Annotated in this window: 11 protein-coding genes and 4 tRNA genes; 2 read left to right on the forward strand and 13 right to left on the reverse strand. The window is 56.6% G+C overall.

Features of this window, described 5'->3' with window-relative positions; all coding sequences use genetic code 11:
- Positions 1-23: 23 nt before the first annotated feature.
- Positions 24-896, forward strand: a complete 873-nt coding sequence (locus EDB94_RS02760) for a MurR/RpiR family transcriptional regulator (protein WP_008174607.1) — start codon at positions 24-26, stop codon at positions 894-896.
- 112 nt (positions 897-1,008) lie between these two features.
- Here the strand turns inward: EDB94_RS02760 and EDB94_RS02765 are convergent, their stop codons facing one another.
- From EDB94_RS02765 to EDB94_RS02810, 10 genes are all read right to left on the reverse strand, one after another.
- A complete protein-coding gene (locus EDB94_RS02765) occupies positions 1,009-2,853 on the reverse strand; it encodes a SurA N-terminal domain-containing protein (protein ID WP_108017394.1) in 1,845 nt (614 codons plus the stop codon).
- 156 nt (positions 2,854-3,009) lie between these two features.
- The gene (locus tag EDB94_RS02770) at positions 3,010-3,282 is read right to left on the reverse strand and encodes an HU family DNA-binding protein (protein WP_008174603.1); all 273 of its coding nucleotides are present in this window, start codon (positions 3,280-3,282) and stop codon (positions 3,010-3,012) included.
- Between the two features lie 238 nt (positions 3,283-3,520).
- A complete protein-coding gene (lon, locus tag EDB94_RS02775) occupies positions 3,521-5,938 on the reverse strand; it encodes an endopeptidase La (protein WP_108017395.1) in 2,418 nt (805 codons plus the stop codon).
- A gap of 162 nt (positions 5,939-6,100) precedes the next feature.
- The gene (gene clpX / locus EDB94_RS02780; protein ID WP_008174598.1) at positions 6,101-7,384 is read right to left on the reverse strand and encodes an ATP-dependent Clp protease ATP-binding subunit ClpX; all 1,284 of its coding nucleotides are present in this window, start codon (positions 7,382-7,384) and stop codon (positions 6,101-6,103) included.
- A gap of 76 nt (positions 7,385-7,460) precedes the next feature.
- A complete protein-coding gene (gene clpP / locus EDB94_RS02785; RefSeq protein ID WP_039882061.1) occupies positions 7,461-8,096 on the reverse strand; it encodes an ATP-dependent Clp endopeptidase proteolytic subunit ClpP in 636 nt (211 codons plus the stop codon).
- A gap of 174 nt (positions 8,097-8,270) precedes the next feature.
- Complete coding sequence (gene tig / locus EDB94_RS02790; protein ID WP_108017396.1) at positions 8,271-9,575, reverse strand: trigger factor; 1,305 nt, start codon at positions 9,573-9,575, stop codon at positions 8,271-8,273.
- A gap of 222 nt (positions 9,576-9,797) precedes the next feature.
- A tRNA-Leu gene (locus EDB94_RS02795) sits at positions 9,798-9,882 on the reverse strand.
- Positions 9,883-9,961: 79 nt separating this feature from the next.
- Positions 9,962-10,037: transfer RNA gene (locus EDB94_RS02800), tRNA-His, on the reverse strand.
- Positions 10,038-10,112: 75 nt separating this feature from the next.
- A tRNA-Arg gene (locus EDB94_RS02805) sits at positions 10,113-10,189 on the reverse strand.
- Between the two features lie 33 nt (positions 10,190-10,222).
- A tRNA-Pro gene (locus EDB94_RS02810) sits at positions 10,223-10,299 on the reverse strand.
- A 234-nt stretch (positions 10,300-10,533) separates the two neighbouring features.
- Between EDB94_RS02810 and folD the strand changes: the two genes are divergently transcribed.
- Positions 10,534-11,391, forward strand: coding sequence for a bifunctional methylenetetrahydrofolate dehydrogenase/methenyltetrahydrofolate cyclohydrolase FolD (gene folD, locus EDB94_RS02815; protein ID WP_041645301.1), 858 nt, complete (start codon positions 10,534-10,536; stop codon positions 11,389-11,391).
- Between the two features lie 83 nt (positions 11,392-11,474).
- Here the strand turns inward: folD and EDB94_RS02820 are convergent, their stop codons facing one another.
- The 3 genes from EDB94_RS02820 to EDB94_RS02830 all read right to left on the reverse strand — a co-directional run bounded on the left by EDB94_RS02820 (position 11,475) and on the right by EDB94_RS02830 (position 16,870).
- Entirely contained in the window at positions 11,475-13,655 is a 2,181-nt protein-coding gene (locus tag EDB94_RS02820) for a malate synthase G (protein ID WP_108017397.1), read from the reverse strand.
- A 150-nt stretch (positions 13,656-13,805) separates the two neighbouring features.
- Positions 13,806-15,194: a cysteine--tRNA ligase gene (gene cysS, locus EDB94_RS02825; RefSeq protein ID WP_108017398.1), complete on the reverse strand. Its 1,389-nt coding sequence runs from the start codon at positions 15,192-15,194 to the stop codon at positions 13,806-13,808.
- Positions 15,191-16,870: a glutamine--tRNA ligase/YqeY domain fusion protein gene (locus tag EDB94_RS02830; protein ID WP_108017399.1), complete on the reverse strand. Its 1,680-nt coding sequence runs from the start codon at positions 16,868-16,870 to the stop codon at positions 15,191-15,193. The genes cysS and EDB94_RS02830 overlap by 4 nt, the downstream gene beginning before the upstream one ends.
- Between the last annotated feature and the right edge of the window lie 95 nt (positions 16,871-16,965).

A 16,965-nucleotide genomic window follows, 5' to 3' on the forward strand; every position in this document is an offset into this window, starting at 1 on the left:
CCATGATTCAGGGAGTACCATTGATGGCCGCGAACCAGGCGCACCGTGACGACAATCTGCTTGAGGACATCCAGTCCAGGCTGGAGACCCTTAACAAATCCGAGCGGAAAGTGGCCGAGGCCATTCTCCGTGACCCAAGCGCGGCCACCCGTTACAGCATAGCTGCCCTGGCGAGAGCCGCCGACGTCAGCGAACCCACCGTTAACCGTTTCTGCCGGGGTTTCTCGGCAACAGGTTTCCCGGATTTCAAGATTCGCCTCGCCCAGAGTATCGCCACCGGCACCCCCTACATCGGCCAGAACGTGGAGCCCGACGACACCGTTGCCGAATTCGCCGACAAGATCATGCTCAGTACCATTGCCAGCCTGGACAAGGCTCGGCAAGCGCTCGACCCGAAAGCCCTGGCAACGGCCATTGATTACCTGATCCAGGCCAAACAGATCAATTTCTTTGGCATGGGCGGATCTGCTGCTGTGGCTATGGATGCCCAGCACAAGTTTTTCCGCTTCAATATCCCGGTCATGTCCTACGACGACGCCCTGATGCAGCGCATGGTGGCGGCCGGAGCAAACGTGGGCGATGTTATCGTGCTCATTTCCTACACGGGCCGCACCCGGGAAACCGTGGATATCGCGCAACTTGCGCGGGCCAACGGTGCTACGGTGATCGGTATCACCAACCCCGATTCCCCCCTGGCGGAAAGCTGCACGGTAGTGCTGGGCGTCACCGCGCCGGAGGACACTGAGGTCTATATGCCAATGTCCTCTCGCATCATTCATCTGAGCGTTATCGACATTCTTGCAACTGGCGTAACCCTCAAACGCGGCGCGGATTTCCTCGGGCACCTCAAGAAGATCAAGGAAAGCCTCAAGCCCACCCGCTTCCCGCCGACCTGAGTCTCAGTGCCACAATAGAAGGGGTCAGCAGATACAAGAAAGCCCGGGCATTCGCACCGGGCTTTTCGCTGATCGCGGGGCGCCATTCGGCGCCTTTTTCATGAGGCGGATATCAGGGTCTCTCGACCTCCGCCCGATTTCGAAGGAACTGCTGGTACGCGGCGTATTCCCTCTGGCCTTCAAGAGATGCCAGGAATTCCCGAAGCTGGTTCAGTTCGATACCATCTTCCGAGACCTGCCCGTCCGTGACCTCGTCCAGCGCGATCACCGCGGCAGAATTGGCCATCACAGCCTTGCCAAACCGGGCGCCATCCGCCGGGCGCGGCAAAGAAAACACCTGCTGGAGAATGGCGGGACCTGCCTCGGAGGCGTTCCGTGCCAGCCCTTCATAGCTGGACCACTCACCAATACCCTCGGGGCTCTCACCTGACTCAAGGTCAGCGATAATCGCGTCAGCCCTTTCAGAAAGAGCTTCCCGCGTCTTGCGCTGCTCCAGCGTCGTCCGGATCTGATCGCGAACCTGATCCAGGGGCAGCTGCTCGGCTTCATGATACTTATTCACCCGGGCAACGACAGACACGTTGTCACCCACATCGATCAACTCGGTGTTGTAACCCGCGTCGAGGACATCTTCGGAAAACAACTGTCGTACCAGACCGGCGTGGTCAAACGGCGCCCGACCACCGTCACGGGTAACGCCGTTGGCCTCCCGCACCTCAAGCCCGAGCTCTTCGGCGGGGCCAGCCAGATCATCGGCGGCATACGCGGAGTCGGCAAGCTCTGCCCGGACTTCAGCAAACTGCTCACGAGCCTTTTCACGGGCCAGCTCACGACGGAGCTGGTCTTCCATTTCATCCAGAGACGGCACCTCGGACTCCCTGACATCCTCGAGGCGAATAAGATGAACCCCGAACGATGTCCGAACCGGCTCGGAAACTTCGCCTTCCTCAAGGGCAAACAGAGCTTCCTCGAAGGGCTCGGCGTAAATGCCACGACCGGCATAGCCCAGATCGCCGCCGTCTTCGGCCGAAACGGTATCAATGGAGTACTCCCGCGCCAGGTCAGCAAATGACTCCCCAGCCGCCAGGCGCTCCTGGATCGTTGCCATGGTTTCGTCCGCGTCACTGCCCTCTTCGATCAGGATGTGGGACGCCCGACGCTCCTCACTGGCCAAATCGGCCGCCTGCTGCTCGTAGTAGGCCTGAAGCTCCGCATCGTCAACTTCAATGCTCTCAGCAAGGGCACCCAGCGAAAGTGTGATGTAGGCAGCGTCTACACGCTCTGGCTGCTGAAACGCGCCCGAGTTTTCTTCATAGAAGGCTTCAACGTCAGCATCAGAAACCGATACTGCGTCCGCCACTGAGCTGGCAGGAATATCCAGTACCCGGAAACTGCGTGTCTGGTTCTGAATCTGGAGCAGCTGTTCGGCATTCTCATCCGCCACCAGGCCACTCTGAACGATACCCGCACGGATCTGGTTCACCACATATTGCTTGCGCATGGCTTCCCGAAACTCGCCCACGCCCATGCCCATATTACGGACTGTGGCCACAAAGCGGTCGCGATTGAACTGGCCATCCACCTGGAACTGCGGCATCTGGGTAATCAACGCATCGATATCAGCATCATTGAGCTCCAGTCCCTGAGCGTTGGCATCCTGGATCAGGACCTGCTCCTGGATCAGGGAATCCAGAACGTCTGTGCGAATCTGGTCTTCGTCAAGCATCGAGGGATCCGGGTTTTCCATTCTGGATAGCCGGCGCTGGCTCTCCATCTGGACCACGCGGAGAAACTCCCGCTCGGTAATATCCTCGCCGTTGACGGTTGCCACCTCAGGCTCGCCGGAGAAGCCGCCGACAATGGCGTCCATCCCCCAGATGGATAGCGACACAATAAGAAGACCAATGATGACCTTGGCGATCGTGCCCTGGGCATTGTTCCGAATATCTTGAAGCATGTTTCTCCCGGATCCCTGTTCAAGGTAGTGCAGTTTTATTCGTTTCAGCGCGCGGCGAAGGGCGGACCTAACGTAAAAAGGCGCACCCGGTGTGGAATGCGCCTTGAATTCTTCTTGGGTGGCTTCCTGCGACAGAAGCCACCGGAGAAAGAACCGTTACTTAACGGCGTCTTTCAGGGCCTTGCCTGCTTTGAACCCAGGCACTTTGGAGGCCGGAATCTTGATCTCGGCACCAGTCTGCGGGTTACGACCGGTACGAGCAGCACGCTCTTTTACGGAGAAGGTACCAAAACCGATCAGAGTTACCTGATCGCCTTTTTTCAGGGCACCGGTGATTGAGTTGGTCATTGCGTCCAGAGCACGGCCAGCGGCGGCTTTGGAGATATCTGCGGACTCTGCAATTGCATCGATAAGTTCGGACTTGTTCACACTAAACCCCTTCGATTTCAGGTTGAAGATGTTATAGGTTGGTTTGTTTTTTCTCGGACGTTCTCGACTATCGCATAAGCGGTCGGAGAATTCCATTCTTCACTTTTCTTATTCCTTTCGGCTTTATACCGGCATTCGGAATAGGGACTGACTGCGCGGGAGCCCTTGGTATTGGCTGCTTCACGGCGAAACAGTTATACCAATGGGCTCTCAGGCATGTCAACAACTCATCAAGGCTTTAATGTGTATTTATGCGCTCTGACGCGTCGCCTTCTTCGTCACGCGGCTTGCCAGAACCCGTTTCCGGAGATGAATCTTCAGCCCTGGGCTCGGGTGGATAGGCCAGTGCAATATCCAGCACTTCGTCGATCCACTTCACGGGACGAATCTCCAGCGACTCCTTGATGTTTTCAGGTATCTCCTTGAGATCCCTGACATTCTCATCCGGAATGATCACCGTCTTGATGCCACCCCGATGCGCTGCCAGAAGCTTTTCTTTCAACCCACCGATGGCAAGAACACGTCCACGCAGAGTGATTTCACCGGTCATTGCAACGTCGGCGCGAACCGGAATCTTGGTCAGAGAAGAAACCAGCGCTGTGCACATACCGATACCGGCACTGGGACCATCTTTCGGTGTCGCACCCTCCGGTACATGCACGTGCAGATCGTGCTTCTCGTGGAAATCATCGGCAATTCCAAGACCGGGTGCCCGGCTACGTACCACCGTCAATGCCGTCTGGATGGACTCCTGCATGACATCACCCAGGGAACCCGTCTTCACGACCCGGCCCTTGCCAGGGGTGAGGGCGCACTCAATATGCAGCAGTTCGCCACCCACCTGGGTCCAAGCCAGACCGGTCACCTGACCAATCTCGTTCTTTTCCTCGGCGAGGCCGTACTTGAATTTCTTGACCCCCGAGTAATCTTCGAGCATGTCCTGCGTGAGAGTGACAGAGACCTTCTCTCCGCTCTCCACATGGTCACGCACCACCTTGCGGCAGATCTTGGCAATCTCGCGCTCCAGGCCACGTACACCGGCTTCACGGGTGTAGTAGCGGATCAGGTCGCGAAGGGTGTCCTCTGGCAACTTGAGCTCATCCTTGCGCAGGCCGTTGGCCTTGATCTGCTTCGGCAACAGATAACGCAGCGCAATATTGACCTTCTCGTCCTCCGTGTAACCCGGGATACGGATGATTTCCATCCGGTCCAGCAGGGCAGGAGGAATGTCCATGGAGTTGGAGGTACACACGAACATCACATCGGAGAGATCGTAATCCACTTCCAGATAGTGATCGTTGAACGTGTGATTCTGTTCCGGGTCGAGGACCTCCAACAGCGCTGAGGCCGGATCACCACGATGATCCATGCCCATCTTGTCGATTTCATCGAACAGGAACAGCGGATTCTTCACGCCCACCTTGGACAGCTTCTGGAGAAGCTTACCAGGCAACGCACCAATGTAGGTTTTCCGGTGGCCGCGGATTTCAGCTTCATCACGCACGCCGCCGAGGGCCATCCGGGTGTACTTCCGGTTGGTCGCACGGGCAATGGACTGACCGAGCGAAGTCTTGCCCACCCCGGGAGGACCAACCAGGCAGAGCACAGGACCCTTGACCTTCTTCACACGGCTCTGAACCGCAAGGTATTCGAGAATGCGCTTTTTGACTTCATCGAGGCCGTAGTGGTCCCGATCGAGAATTTCACGGGCTTTTTCGATGTCGTGACGGACACGGCTGCGCTTCTTCCAGGGAATCGCCAGCATCCAGTCAATATAGCCACGGACGACGGTCGCTTCCGCAGACATCGGAGACATCATCTTGAGCTTGTTCAGCTCCGTTTCAGTCTTTTTGCGGGCCTCTTCCGGCAATCCGGCTTCTTCCAGCTTCTGCTCAAGCTCTTCGAAGTCGTTGTTGCCTTCGCCCAGGTTACCCATCTCTTTCTGGATAGCCTTCATCTGTTCGTTCAGGTAGTACTCCCGCTGGCTGCGCTCCATCTGCTTTTTCACGCGGCCACGGATGCGCTTCTCAACCTCGATCAGGTCGATTTCGCCATCCAGCTTGCCGAGCAGCAAGTCCACCCGCTTGCGGATATCCAGCGCTTCCAGCAGTTCCTGCTTTTCCGGAATACGCATTTCCAGGTGAGCAGCCATTGTGTCGGCCAGGCGCTCAAGCTCCTCAATACCGGTGAGAGCATTGGAGACCTCAGAAGGGACCTTTTTGGAGAGTTTCACGTACTTCTCGAACTCGTCCATCAGGGTCTTTATCAGGACCTCCTGCTCGCGCTCGGGCAGCCCCTCTTCATCCATCAGGACAGCGCCACCGGACAGGTACTCACCCTCGGAGATATCGCTGATGGTGGCTCGGGCGTTGCCCTCTACCAACACCTTGACGGTACCATCGGGCAGGCGAAGCATCTGCAGAACCGTTGCCAGCGTGCCCATGTCGAACACATCCTTCGGACCCGGCTCATCAGTAGAGGCGTCTTTCTGGGCTACCAGGAGGATTTCCTTGCTTCCTTCCATCGCGGCTTCCAGAGCCTGAATGGATTTTTCTCGGCCCACGAACAGTGGGACCACCATGTGCGGAAACACCACTACGTCACGCAGCGGAAGCAGCGGGTACTCTTGCACGGCATCTTCGGGTATACGGGTCATTGGGAATCCTCTGACGGTATTTACTTCAGCATATCACCCTTCATTGGGGCGCCCGCAAAAATTGCAATCTTTTTACTAAACGAAACAGGGCGGGAATATCGCGATACAAAAACGCGAAAAGGGGCGTTGCCGCCCCTTCTCATTTCAACTGCTAACCTAGACTCAATCCTCGGGCACAGCCTTGGCGTGATCACTGCTGGCGTAGATCTTGAAGGGCTCGGAGTCCCCGCTGATCACGCTCTCATCGATCACCACTTTGGTCACGTCATGCTCAGAGGGAATCTGGTACATGGTGTCCAGAAGCGTCGCTTCCATAATGGAACGCAGACCACGGGCGCCTGTCTTTCTCTCCATGGCCTTGCGGGCAACAGCCCGAAGCGCATCTTCACGAAAATCAAGCTCGACCCCTTCCATATCAAACAGCTTCTGGTACTGCTTGGTCAGGGAGTTCTTGGGCTCGGTCAGAATCTGCACCAGCGCTTCTTCATCAAGTTCGTTGAGGGTTGCCACTACCGGCAAACGACCCACAAACTCCGGAATCAGGCCGTACTTCACGAGGTCCTCGGTCTCCACATCCTTGATAACGTCGCCGGTGTTCTTGGCATCGTCCTGACTGGCAACCGAAGCAGAGAAACCGATGCTGTTCTTCTCGGTACGCTCGCGAATTACCTTGTCCAATCCGGCAAAGGCGCCACCGCAGATAAACAGCATATTGCCGGTATCAACCTGCAGGAATTCCTGCTGCGGATGCTTGCGACCTCCCTGCGGCGGGACCGATGCAACGGTACCCTCGATCAGCTTCAACAGTGCCTGCTGAACACCCTCACCGGAAACATCCCGGGTAATGGAAGGGTTGTCAGACTTGCGGGAAATCTTGTCGATCTCGTCAATGTAAACTATGCCCCGCTGAGCCTTGTCGACATCGTAATCGCATTTCTGCAGCAGCTTCTGGATGATGTTCTCGACATCCTCACCAACGTAGCCGGCTTCAGTCAGCGTGGTGGCGTCGGCGATCGTGAAGGGCACGTTCAGCATCCGCGCCAGAGTCTCGGCCAGCAGAGTTTTACCACTACCGGTTGGGCCAATCAGCAGAATGTTACTCTTGCCTAGCTCGACATCACCCTTGCCTTCGCCATAACGCAAACGCTTGTAGTGGTTGTAGACCGCCACCGACAAGACGACCTTGGCCCGATCCTGACCAATCACGTATTCATCAAGGGTATTGCGGATCTCGGCCGGTGTAGGAAGGCGATCGCTCGGCTCTTCCTGTGCATTCTCCTGGATTTCCTCCCGGATAATGTCATTGCACAGGTCGACACACTCGTCGCAGATGAACACCGAGGGCCCTGCAATGAGCTTTCGGACTTCATGCTGGCTCTTTCCACAAAACGAGCAGTAGAGCAACTTGCCGTTATCGTCGCCCCTGCCGTTTCTTTCATCTGCCATTGAAATACCTCTGATCTCGTTTTGCCGGCGTCACTGCCTGATACGCCGGCCAAGTATGATGCGATTACTTCCAGTATTATTTATTCGGTACGCGCTTATCAAGTATTGAATCGATCAGCCCATACTCTTTCGCCTGAGCCGGATCCATGAAGTTGTCACGGTCCGTATCCTTGGCAATAGTCTCCAGATCCTGACCGGTGTGATGGGCCAGGATCGAATTCAGGGTATGACGAATCTTCAGGATTTCACGGGTGTGAATCTCGATATCCGTTGCCTGACCCTGATAGCCACCCAGCGGCTGGTGGATCATCACTCGGGAGTTCGGCAGGCACGCCCGCTTCCCGGCAGCACCGCCCGCCAAAAGGAAGGCACCCATGCTGGCCGCCTGGCCAACACAAAGTGTGGCTACATCCGGCTTGATAAACTGCATGGTGTCGTAGATAGACATACCTGCAGTTACCGAGCCGCCGGGGCTGTTGATATAGAGGTGAATATCCTTGTCCGGGTTTTCAGACTCGAGGAACAGGAGCTGGGCCACAATCAGATTCGCCATGTGGTCCTCAACCGGACCCACCATGAAGATCACCCGCTCCTTGAGCAGACGGGAATAAATGTCGAACGACCGCTCGCCGCGAGCTGTCTGCTCGATAACAATCGGTACCAGTCCGGAATTGGTAACCATTGCGGGACCATCAATTGGTTTCTGCGTCATGATGCGCCTGAACTCCTTATGGACAATGGGTCGTGGACTCGCGCCACGGCAGTTTCAATAAAGTTGCACCCCATACTTTGCCAGCAGCGGCCCCAGATGAAAACAGCCGGGCATGCCGGCTGTTTTCAGGGGTCGGCCTTCGGGACCGGCTTTCTACTCCGATCCCGGGCAAAATCAGCGCTGGGGCTGACCGGCCTGAACGGCCTCTTCATATTTGACTTTCTTTTCTTTGACCTGGGCCTGCTCCAGCACGTGGTCAACAACTGCATCTTCCAGGACTGAAGACTCAATCTGAGACTTCTGCTCCGGGTTGCTGTTGAAGTGTGCAACCACTTCTTCTGGCTGTTCATACGTAGACGCGATCTCCTGGATCTTTTCGTCTACCTTGGCCGGGTCGGCTTTCAGGTCGTTTTTCTTGACCACTTCCTGGAACAGCAGGCCAGTCTTCACGCGGCGCTCAGCCTGCTCCTGGAAAATTTCCTTGGGCAGCTGCTGCGGATCAATCTGGCCGCCGAAACGCTGGACGGCGTCCTGACGGAGACGATCGATTTCCTGATCAACCAGGACAGCCGGAATATCCAGCTCAGTGGTTTCCAGCAGACCGTCAACAACGTCGTTCTTGACCTTGTTGGAAACCGCCTGCTTGAGCTCGCGCTCCATGTTCTTTTTGACTTCTTCGCGGAAAGTCGCTTCGTCTTCGGCATCAATACCGAACTTCTTGAAGAATTCGGTGTCAAGTTCCGGCAACTGCGGCTCTTCAACCTTGTGAATCTTGATCTCGAACTTGGCCGGCTTACCCGCCAGATCTTCGTTGTGGTAATCCTCCGGGAAGGTAACCTCGATTTCCATGTCTTCGCCGGCCTTACCACCAACGATGGCCTTCTCAAAGCCCGGAATCATCTGGCCGGAGCCCAGAGTCAGACGATGGCCTTCAGCGGCTCCGCCTTCGAATTCTTCACCGTCGATAAAACCTTTGAAGTCAATGGTCAGCACGTCCTTGTTCTTGGACTTGCGCTTGACTTCTTTCATGGTGGCCTGCTGACGACGCAGGTTGTCGATCATGTTGTCGACATCTTTGTCGGTGATCTCGGAAGTCAGCTTCTCGACTGAAATCTTGCTGAGATCGCCCAGCTCGATTTCCGGCAGCACTTCGAAGATGGCGACAAATTCCAGGTCTTTGCCCTCTTCCATGGTCTTTGGCTCGAACTTCGGCCAACCTGCCGGGTTGATATCCTGTTCCTGCAGTGCCTTGATGTAGTTGTCGCGCATAACCTCGCCAACGATTTCCTGGCGGACGCTGTCACCGAAACGACGCTTGACGACGCTCATGGGCACCTTACCCGGACGGAAACCGTTCAGGCGCACGGTACGCGCTGTTTCCTGCAGGCGTTTCTGGACCGCCTGGTCGATTTCCTGGGCGGGCACACCAATCGTCATTCGACGCTCGATGTTGGAGGTCGTTTCAACAGACACTTGCATGGAAGATCCTCAAATTACAGGTTCGGTATGTGAATGAAATTAAACCTAAAAGTCCGGTCCAAGGGAGATTCCCGGAAAAGGACCGAAAATTAAAAGCCGGTAGTTTATCATGCTTTGCACCGCCGAGAGAATCACCCTGCAATGTAGTTTGATGCTGCACAGTCACGGGACCGGCCGAATCTTGAAGACAGAGATGGGGACGAAAGAGGAAAAAGAAAGGGGTGGTGCGCGAGGAGAGACTCGAACTCTCACGGGTTGCCCCACTGGAACCTAAATCCAGCGCGTCTACCAGTTCCGCCACTCGCGCACAACAGAATGAAGAATGCCCGATGGCAAGCCTGCCATCAATCTATTCAACAAACGCGGAATCTACTCTGAAAGAAAAGTGGGGTGGACGAAGGGGATCGAACCCTCGACCGCAGGAGTCACAATCCTGAGCTCTACCAACTGAGCTACGTCCACCACATCGGGACATGCCTTTACTTTTCAACTTTGCTGGTTACGGTCGCTCCGGCGCGGACCAAGCCAACGACTTGATGGCGCGCCCGGCAGGACTCGAACCTGCGACCACCCGCTTAGAAGGCGGGTGCTCTATCCAGCTGAGCTACGGGCGCTTAACCGTTCGCCCACCTGAACATTCAGAAATTTGGTCGGGGTAGAGAGATTCGAACTCCCGACATCCTGCTCCCAAAGCAGGCGCGCTACCAGACTGCGCTATACCCCGTCTGAACTGAACAACAAGTGCCTCAGCAAAGTTGGCGCGCATATTACCGGCGCCGGAGGGTCCCGTCAACACGTATTTCCAAATTCCCTGAAACAACAGTCTCTTCAGTGACAAAGCGCCCTGACAAAAGTTCCGGCGCGCGCCGCCCAGACAACCGTCCAATTGGAGTTCCGGCGGAAGCATGAGACAATGCGGACCCTTCAATTTACCGATGCCCAACCGACAAGACGAGACATGACCGCCAAACTGATCAACGGAAAAGAGATTGCCGCCGAAGTAAGACAGCAAGTCGCCGCAGGGGTGGAAGCAAGAACCCAACAGGGGCTCAGAGCGCCCGGACTGGCCGTAGTCCTGGTCGGCAACGATCCCGCATCCCACGTTTACGTGGGTAATAAACGGAAGGCGTGCGACCAGGCGGGAATCCTCTCACTCTCATACGATCTGCCGGAAGACACTTCCCAGGAAGCGCTGGAAGCACTGATTGATGAGTTGAACGAGAACCCCACCGTGGACGGGATCCTGGTGCAACTCCCCCTGCCCTCGCATCTCGATGCAGATCCGATTCTGGTAAAAATCCGGCCAGATAAAGACGTTGATGGCTTCCATCCATACAACATCGGTCGCCTGATGCAGCGTAAGCCCACCCTGCGCCCCTGCACACCGGCCGGCATCATTACCCTGCTCGACAGCATCGACACGCCCTACAAAGGCCAGCACGCCGTCATCGTTGGCGCCTCCAACATCGTCGGCCGCCCCATGAGCATGGAGCTGCTATTGAAGGGTGCCACGACAACCGTGTGTCACCGATTCACGCCGGATCTGGAGAAGTTTGTTCGTGAGGCTGACATCCTGGTTGCAGCCGTCGGCAAGCCAGGCCTGATCAAGGGCGATTGGGTAAAACCGGGTGCAACCGTGATTGATGTGGGCATCAACCGGATGGACGACGGGAAACTGCATGGCGACGTTGATTTCGCAGCCGCTTCGGAGCGCGCAGCCTACATAACGCCCGTTCCCGGCGGCGTAGGGCCGATGACCATCGCCACCCTGCTGCAAAACACCCTCTATGCGGCTGATGTCTTGCATAGGGACTGAGCCCAGAGTCAGGGTTCAGGCTCTGCCTGATCCGACGTGCCACAAAAAACCCCGCCGAAGCGGGGTTTTTTATTTCGCAGCTCTTACTGCCCGTATTTGGCTTTCGCCTTCAGACGGTAAGCGTGCAGTAGCGGCTCAGTGTAGCCATTAGGCTGCTCGCGGCCCTTGAGAACCAGATCCAGCGCTGCCTGGAAGGCCACACTGTCATCGAAGTTCCCGGCCATCGGGCGGTACGCCGAATCACCGGCGTTCTGCTTGTCGACCACCGCTGCCATACGCTTCATGGTCTCCATGATCTGATCTTCAGAGCAGATACCATGGTGCAGCCAGTTGGCCAGCAACTGGGAGGCGATACGCAGAGTCGCACGGTCTTCCATCAGGCCGACATCGTTGATGTCCGGCACCTTGGAGCAGCCAACGCCCTGGTCAATCCAGCGCACAACGTAACCGAGGATACCCTGGGCGTTGTTGTCCAGCTCCTGCTGGATGTCCTCAGCGCTCAAAGAAGCAGGATCATCCATCACCGGTACTGTCAGGATATCGTCCAGCGCAGCGCGTGTGCGGCTTTCCAGCTGCTTCTGGACATCAGCCACACTTACCTGATGGTAGTGAGTGGCGTGCAGTGTAGCCGCCGTGGGAGATGGAACCCAGGCAGTGTTCGCACCAGCCTTCGGATGCCCGATTTTCGCTTCCAGCATGCCGGCCATCAGGTCAGGCATGGCCCACATGCCCTTACCAATTTGGGCAACGCCACGGAAACCGGTTTCCAGGCCGATGTCCACGTTCCACTGCTCGTAGGCATTGATCCAGGTCGCCTGCTTCATCGCACCCTTGCGGATAAACGGACCCAGCTCCATTGAGGTATGGATCTCGTCCCCGGTGCGATCCAGGAAACCGGTGTTAATAAACACAGCCCGCTCTTTCGCGGCGTGGATACAGGCTTTCAGGTTAACTGTGGTGCGACGCTCCTCGTCCATGATGCCGACCTTCAGGCTGAAGCGCGGCAGGCCCAATGCATCCTCCACACGACCGAAAAATTCGTTGGTGAATGCCACCTCTTCCGGCCCGTGCATCTTAGGCTTCACGATATACATGGAGCCTTTGGTGCTGTTCTGGAACTTGCCATTGCCCTTCATGTCGTGAATGGCGATCAGTGAGGTGATCAGACCGTCCATCAGGCCTTCCGGCACTTCGTTACCGTCTTTCAGCAGGATGGCCGGGTTGGTCATCAGGTGGCCGACGTTACGGATAAACATCAGGCTGCGGCCTTTCAGGCTCAGCTCGCTGCCATCTGCCGCGGTGTAGGTGCGATCCGCATTCATCTTGCGGGTCAACTGCTCGCCACCTTTCTCGAACGTTTCCTGCAGATCGCCCTTCATCAGGCCCAGCCAGTTGCGGTACGCAAGTGCCTTGTCGTCGGCGTCTACGGCAGCTACCGAGTCTTCGCAATCCATGATGGTGGTCAGTGCAGACTCCATCAGCACGTCTTTGACGTGGGCACCGTCGTCTTTGCCAATCGGGTGGCTGGCGTCAATCTGGATCTCGAAGTGCATGCCGTTCTTGACCAGCAGCACGCCGGTGGGCGCATCAGCAGCACCGGTGTAGCCAACAAAGCCGGCTTCGTCTTTCAGGCCCGTGGACTCACCGTTCTGCAGCTTGACGACCAGTTTGCCACCTTCAACTACATACTTGGCAGCATCTTTGTGACTGCCAGAGGCCAGCGGTGCCGAGCTGTCGAGCAGGTTGCGGGCCCACTCGATAACTTTGGCACCGCGAACCGGATTGTAGCCACGGCCTTTTTCAACGCCGTCTTCCTCGGAAATCGCGTCGGTACCGTACAGCGCATCGTACAGGCTACCCCAACGCGCGTTCGCAGCGTTCAGAGCAAAACGGGCGTTCATGATCGGCACCACCAGCTGAGGACCGGCCATGGTTGCCACTTCCGGATCGACATTGGAGGTGGAGATCTTGAACTCGGAAGGCTCGTCAACCAGGTAACCAATGTCTTTCAGGAAAGACTTGTATTCGGCCATGTCGAGCTTCTGGCCCTTGTGATCCCGGTTCCAGCTGTCCATTTTTTCCTGGATAGCATCACGCTTGGCCAGCAATTCACGATTGCGTGGCGCCAGCTCGTTCACGATCTTGTCAAATTCTGCCCAGAATTTATCGGCATCGATTCCGGTGCCCGGGATCGCTTCGTTGTTCACGAAATCATACAGATTCTTTGCGACCTGAATGCCGCCGACTTGTACGCGTTCTGTCATCGTTGTCTGCCTCAGTGGGTTACGTTTCCCGACTCCCCCTTCATCTTGAGGGGGCATTCTAATTTGAGCGCCGCATTGTAAGGGAAAATCCTTACAAGATCATTCCTGCAGGCGCAAAACTGGTCTGACCAACCGGCAGCTCCCGGAAATTCAGGCTTTACGCCAGGTCGTCCCCTCCCGGGAATCGTCCAGAATAATACCTTTCTCGAGGAGCTCATCGCGGATCCGGTCGGCCTCGGCGAAATTCTTTGCCTTGCGGGCATCAGCCCTGGCCTGGATCAGTGCTTCGATGTCTTCGGCGCTAAGCTCACCACCCGTGTCTGCCTGGAAGAACGCCTCGGGATCCTGCTGCAGCAGCCCCAGAACACCACCAAGCCTTACCAGAATCGCCGCACTTTGCTTGGCATCGTCTTCACGACCATCGCGACGATGCTGATTGATCTCGTTGGCAACAGCGTGCAGGACGGCAATTGCACCCGCGGTGTTGAAGTCATCGTCCATCGCCTCGGCAAACCGCTCGTCGTGCTCGGATTCCGGCACATCGGCGGCCTTGGCGGGCACGATGCCTCTAAGCGCATGGTACAAACGGGTCAGAGTTCGGCCGGCCTCAGCCAGATTTTCCTCAGAGTAATCCACCTGGCTACGATAGTGGCTGGAAACCAGGAAGTAACGGACCACTTCTGCCGGGTACTTCTCCATGATCTCGCGGATGGTGAAGAAGTTACCCAGGGACTTGGACATCTTTTCTTTGTTCACCCGGATGGCACCCGCGTGCATCCAGGTGTTCACAAAAGTGTGGCCAGTGGCACATTCTGACTGGGCAATCTCGTTCTCATGGTGCGGGAACAACAGATCCGGGCCACCGCCGTGAATATCGAATGTGTCGCCGAGACAGCAGGTGGACATCGCAGAGCACTCAATGTGCCAGCCGGGACGACCGTCGCCCCAGGGCGACGGCCAGCTGACCTCCCCTGCCTTTGCCGCTTTCCACAACGCGAAATCTGCAGGGCTTCGCTTGGCTTCCTGAACATCCACCCGCGCGCCCGCCAAAAGATCCTCCAGCTTTTTCTTGCTGAGCTTGCCGTAGTCATCAAAGGAATCGACCGCAAAGTAGACGTCACCATTGTCCGCTGCGTAGGCGTGGCCGCCGGCAATCAGTTTGTGGATCATCGCGATAATTTCGTCGATATACGCGGTGGCCCGGGGCTCTTCATCCGGTGACAGCACGCCGAGACGGGCTTCGTCTTCGTGCATGGCTTTGATCATCCGGTCCGTGAGCTCGTCATAGGGCTCACCGTTTTCATCCGCACGGCGCAGGATCTTGTCGTCAATATCGGTGATATTGCGCACATAGTTCACGTCGTAACCGCGATGACGCAGGTAACGGGTAATCACATCAAAGGCTACCAGCACCCGGGCATGCCCCAGGTGGCAGTAGTCATAGACTGTCATACCGCAGACATACATCCGGACCTTGCCAGGCTCAATTGGCCGAAACTCTTCCTTCTGTTGGGTCAGCGTATTGTAGATGCGGATCACTTGCCCCCCTTGCCCCAGGAATCCCTGAGCGTAACAGTGCGGTTGAACACCGGCCGACCGGCAGCCTCGGTATGGGCCTGATCACAGAAGAAGTAGCCTTCCCGCTCGAACTGGTATGGAAGATCCATACGGGGCGCGACAAGACTCTTTTCGACGCGCGCGCCTTTGAGAACCACCAGCGATTCCGGATTCAGGTGATCCATCAGATCGCCTTCCTTGTCACTGTCCGGCGACTCGTGGTTAAACAGGCGGTCATACAGATTGATGTCTGCCTCTACACTGTCACTCGCCGAAACCCAGTGAATCACGCCGTTCGGTTTGTAGCCCTCGGGATTGACGCCCAGGGTGTTGGGATCGTACTCACACTTGAGCTCGACAATCTGGCCATGGTCGTCACGAATCACTTCCCGGCAGGTCATCACATAGCCGCCACGGAGGCGTACTGCCTGGTCCGGGGCCAGCCGCTTCCATTTACGCGGCGGCTCCATTTCGAAATCTCCCCGGTCGATATACAGAGTCTGGGTCCAGGGCACTTCCCGCTCGCCCATATCCGGATTTTGCGGGTGCACTGGCAAGGTGAGCGTTTCGCTTTGATCCGCCGGGTAATTGGTCAGCGTGACTTTCAACGGGCGCATCACACACATGGCTCTCGGGGCCCGGGTGTTGAGGTCTTCGCGAATGGCGTGTTCAAGCATACCCACATCCACAGTGCCGCCGGCCTTGTTCACCCCGATCATGTCGCAGAAGGTGCGGATGGACTCCGGCGTGTAGCCACGCCGGCGCATACCGGAAATGGTTGGCATACGCGGATCGTTCCAGCCATCAACTACATTCTCATCCACCAGACGCTTGAGCTTCCGCTTGGAGGTGATGGTGTAGTTCAGATTCAGCCGGGCAAACTCGATCTGACGCGGATGGCAGGGGCCGGAAATGTTATCCAGCACCCAGTCATACAAAGGCCGGTGATCTTCGAACTCCAGTGTGCACAGGGAATGGGTGATTCCCTCCATGGCGTCGGAAATCGGATGCGTAAAGTCGTACATCGGGTAGATGCACCACTTGTTGCCGGTCTGATGGTGTTCGGCATAACGGATACGATAAAGGATCGGATCCCGCATGTTGATGTTCGGAGAGGCCATATCAATCTTGGCCCGCAGCACCAGCTCGCCGTTCTGGTACTTGCCGTCCCGCATATCGCGGAACAGTTGCAGACTTTCTTCCACCGGCCGATCCCGGTAAGGGCTGTTCCTGCCCGGCTCTCTGAGGCTACCGCGATACTCGGCCATTTCATCTGCCGTCAGGGCGCAGACGTAAGCCTTGTCCCGGGTGATCAGCTCCTCGGCGAATTCATAGAGGGCATCGAAGTAATCCGATGCGTACCGCACGTCGCCAGCCCACTCGTAACCGAGCCATTCAACATCCTGCTTGATGGCGTCGATGTATTCCTGGTTTTCCTTTTCCGGGTTGGTGTCGTCAAACCGCAGGTTACAGTCGCCGGAAAAGGTCTCGGCGATGCCAAAGTTCAGGCAGATCGATTTGGCATGACCGATATGCAGGTAGCCGTTGGGCTCCGGCGGGAATCGGGTAACCACCTTGCCGGTATGCTCTCCGCTGGCGATGGCGTCTTCGATCAGGCTCTGGATAAAGTTGTGGGCTTTCTTCGACTCGGCGCTCATACAATCTCTGTTAAAAGGGGAGTGAATCTTAAACCGCGTATTATACTCACAAATCCTTGCCGGACTCATGCATAGCGGGAAACTCTTGAGTACAA

The organism is Marinobacter sp. 3-2, from assembly GCF_003751355.1.
Lineage (GTDB): Bacteria > Pseudomonadota > Gammaproteobacteria > Pseudomonadales > Oleiphilaceae > Marinobacter > Marinobacter adhaerens.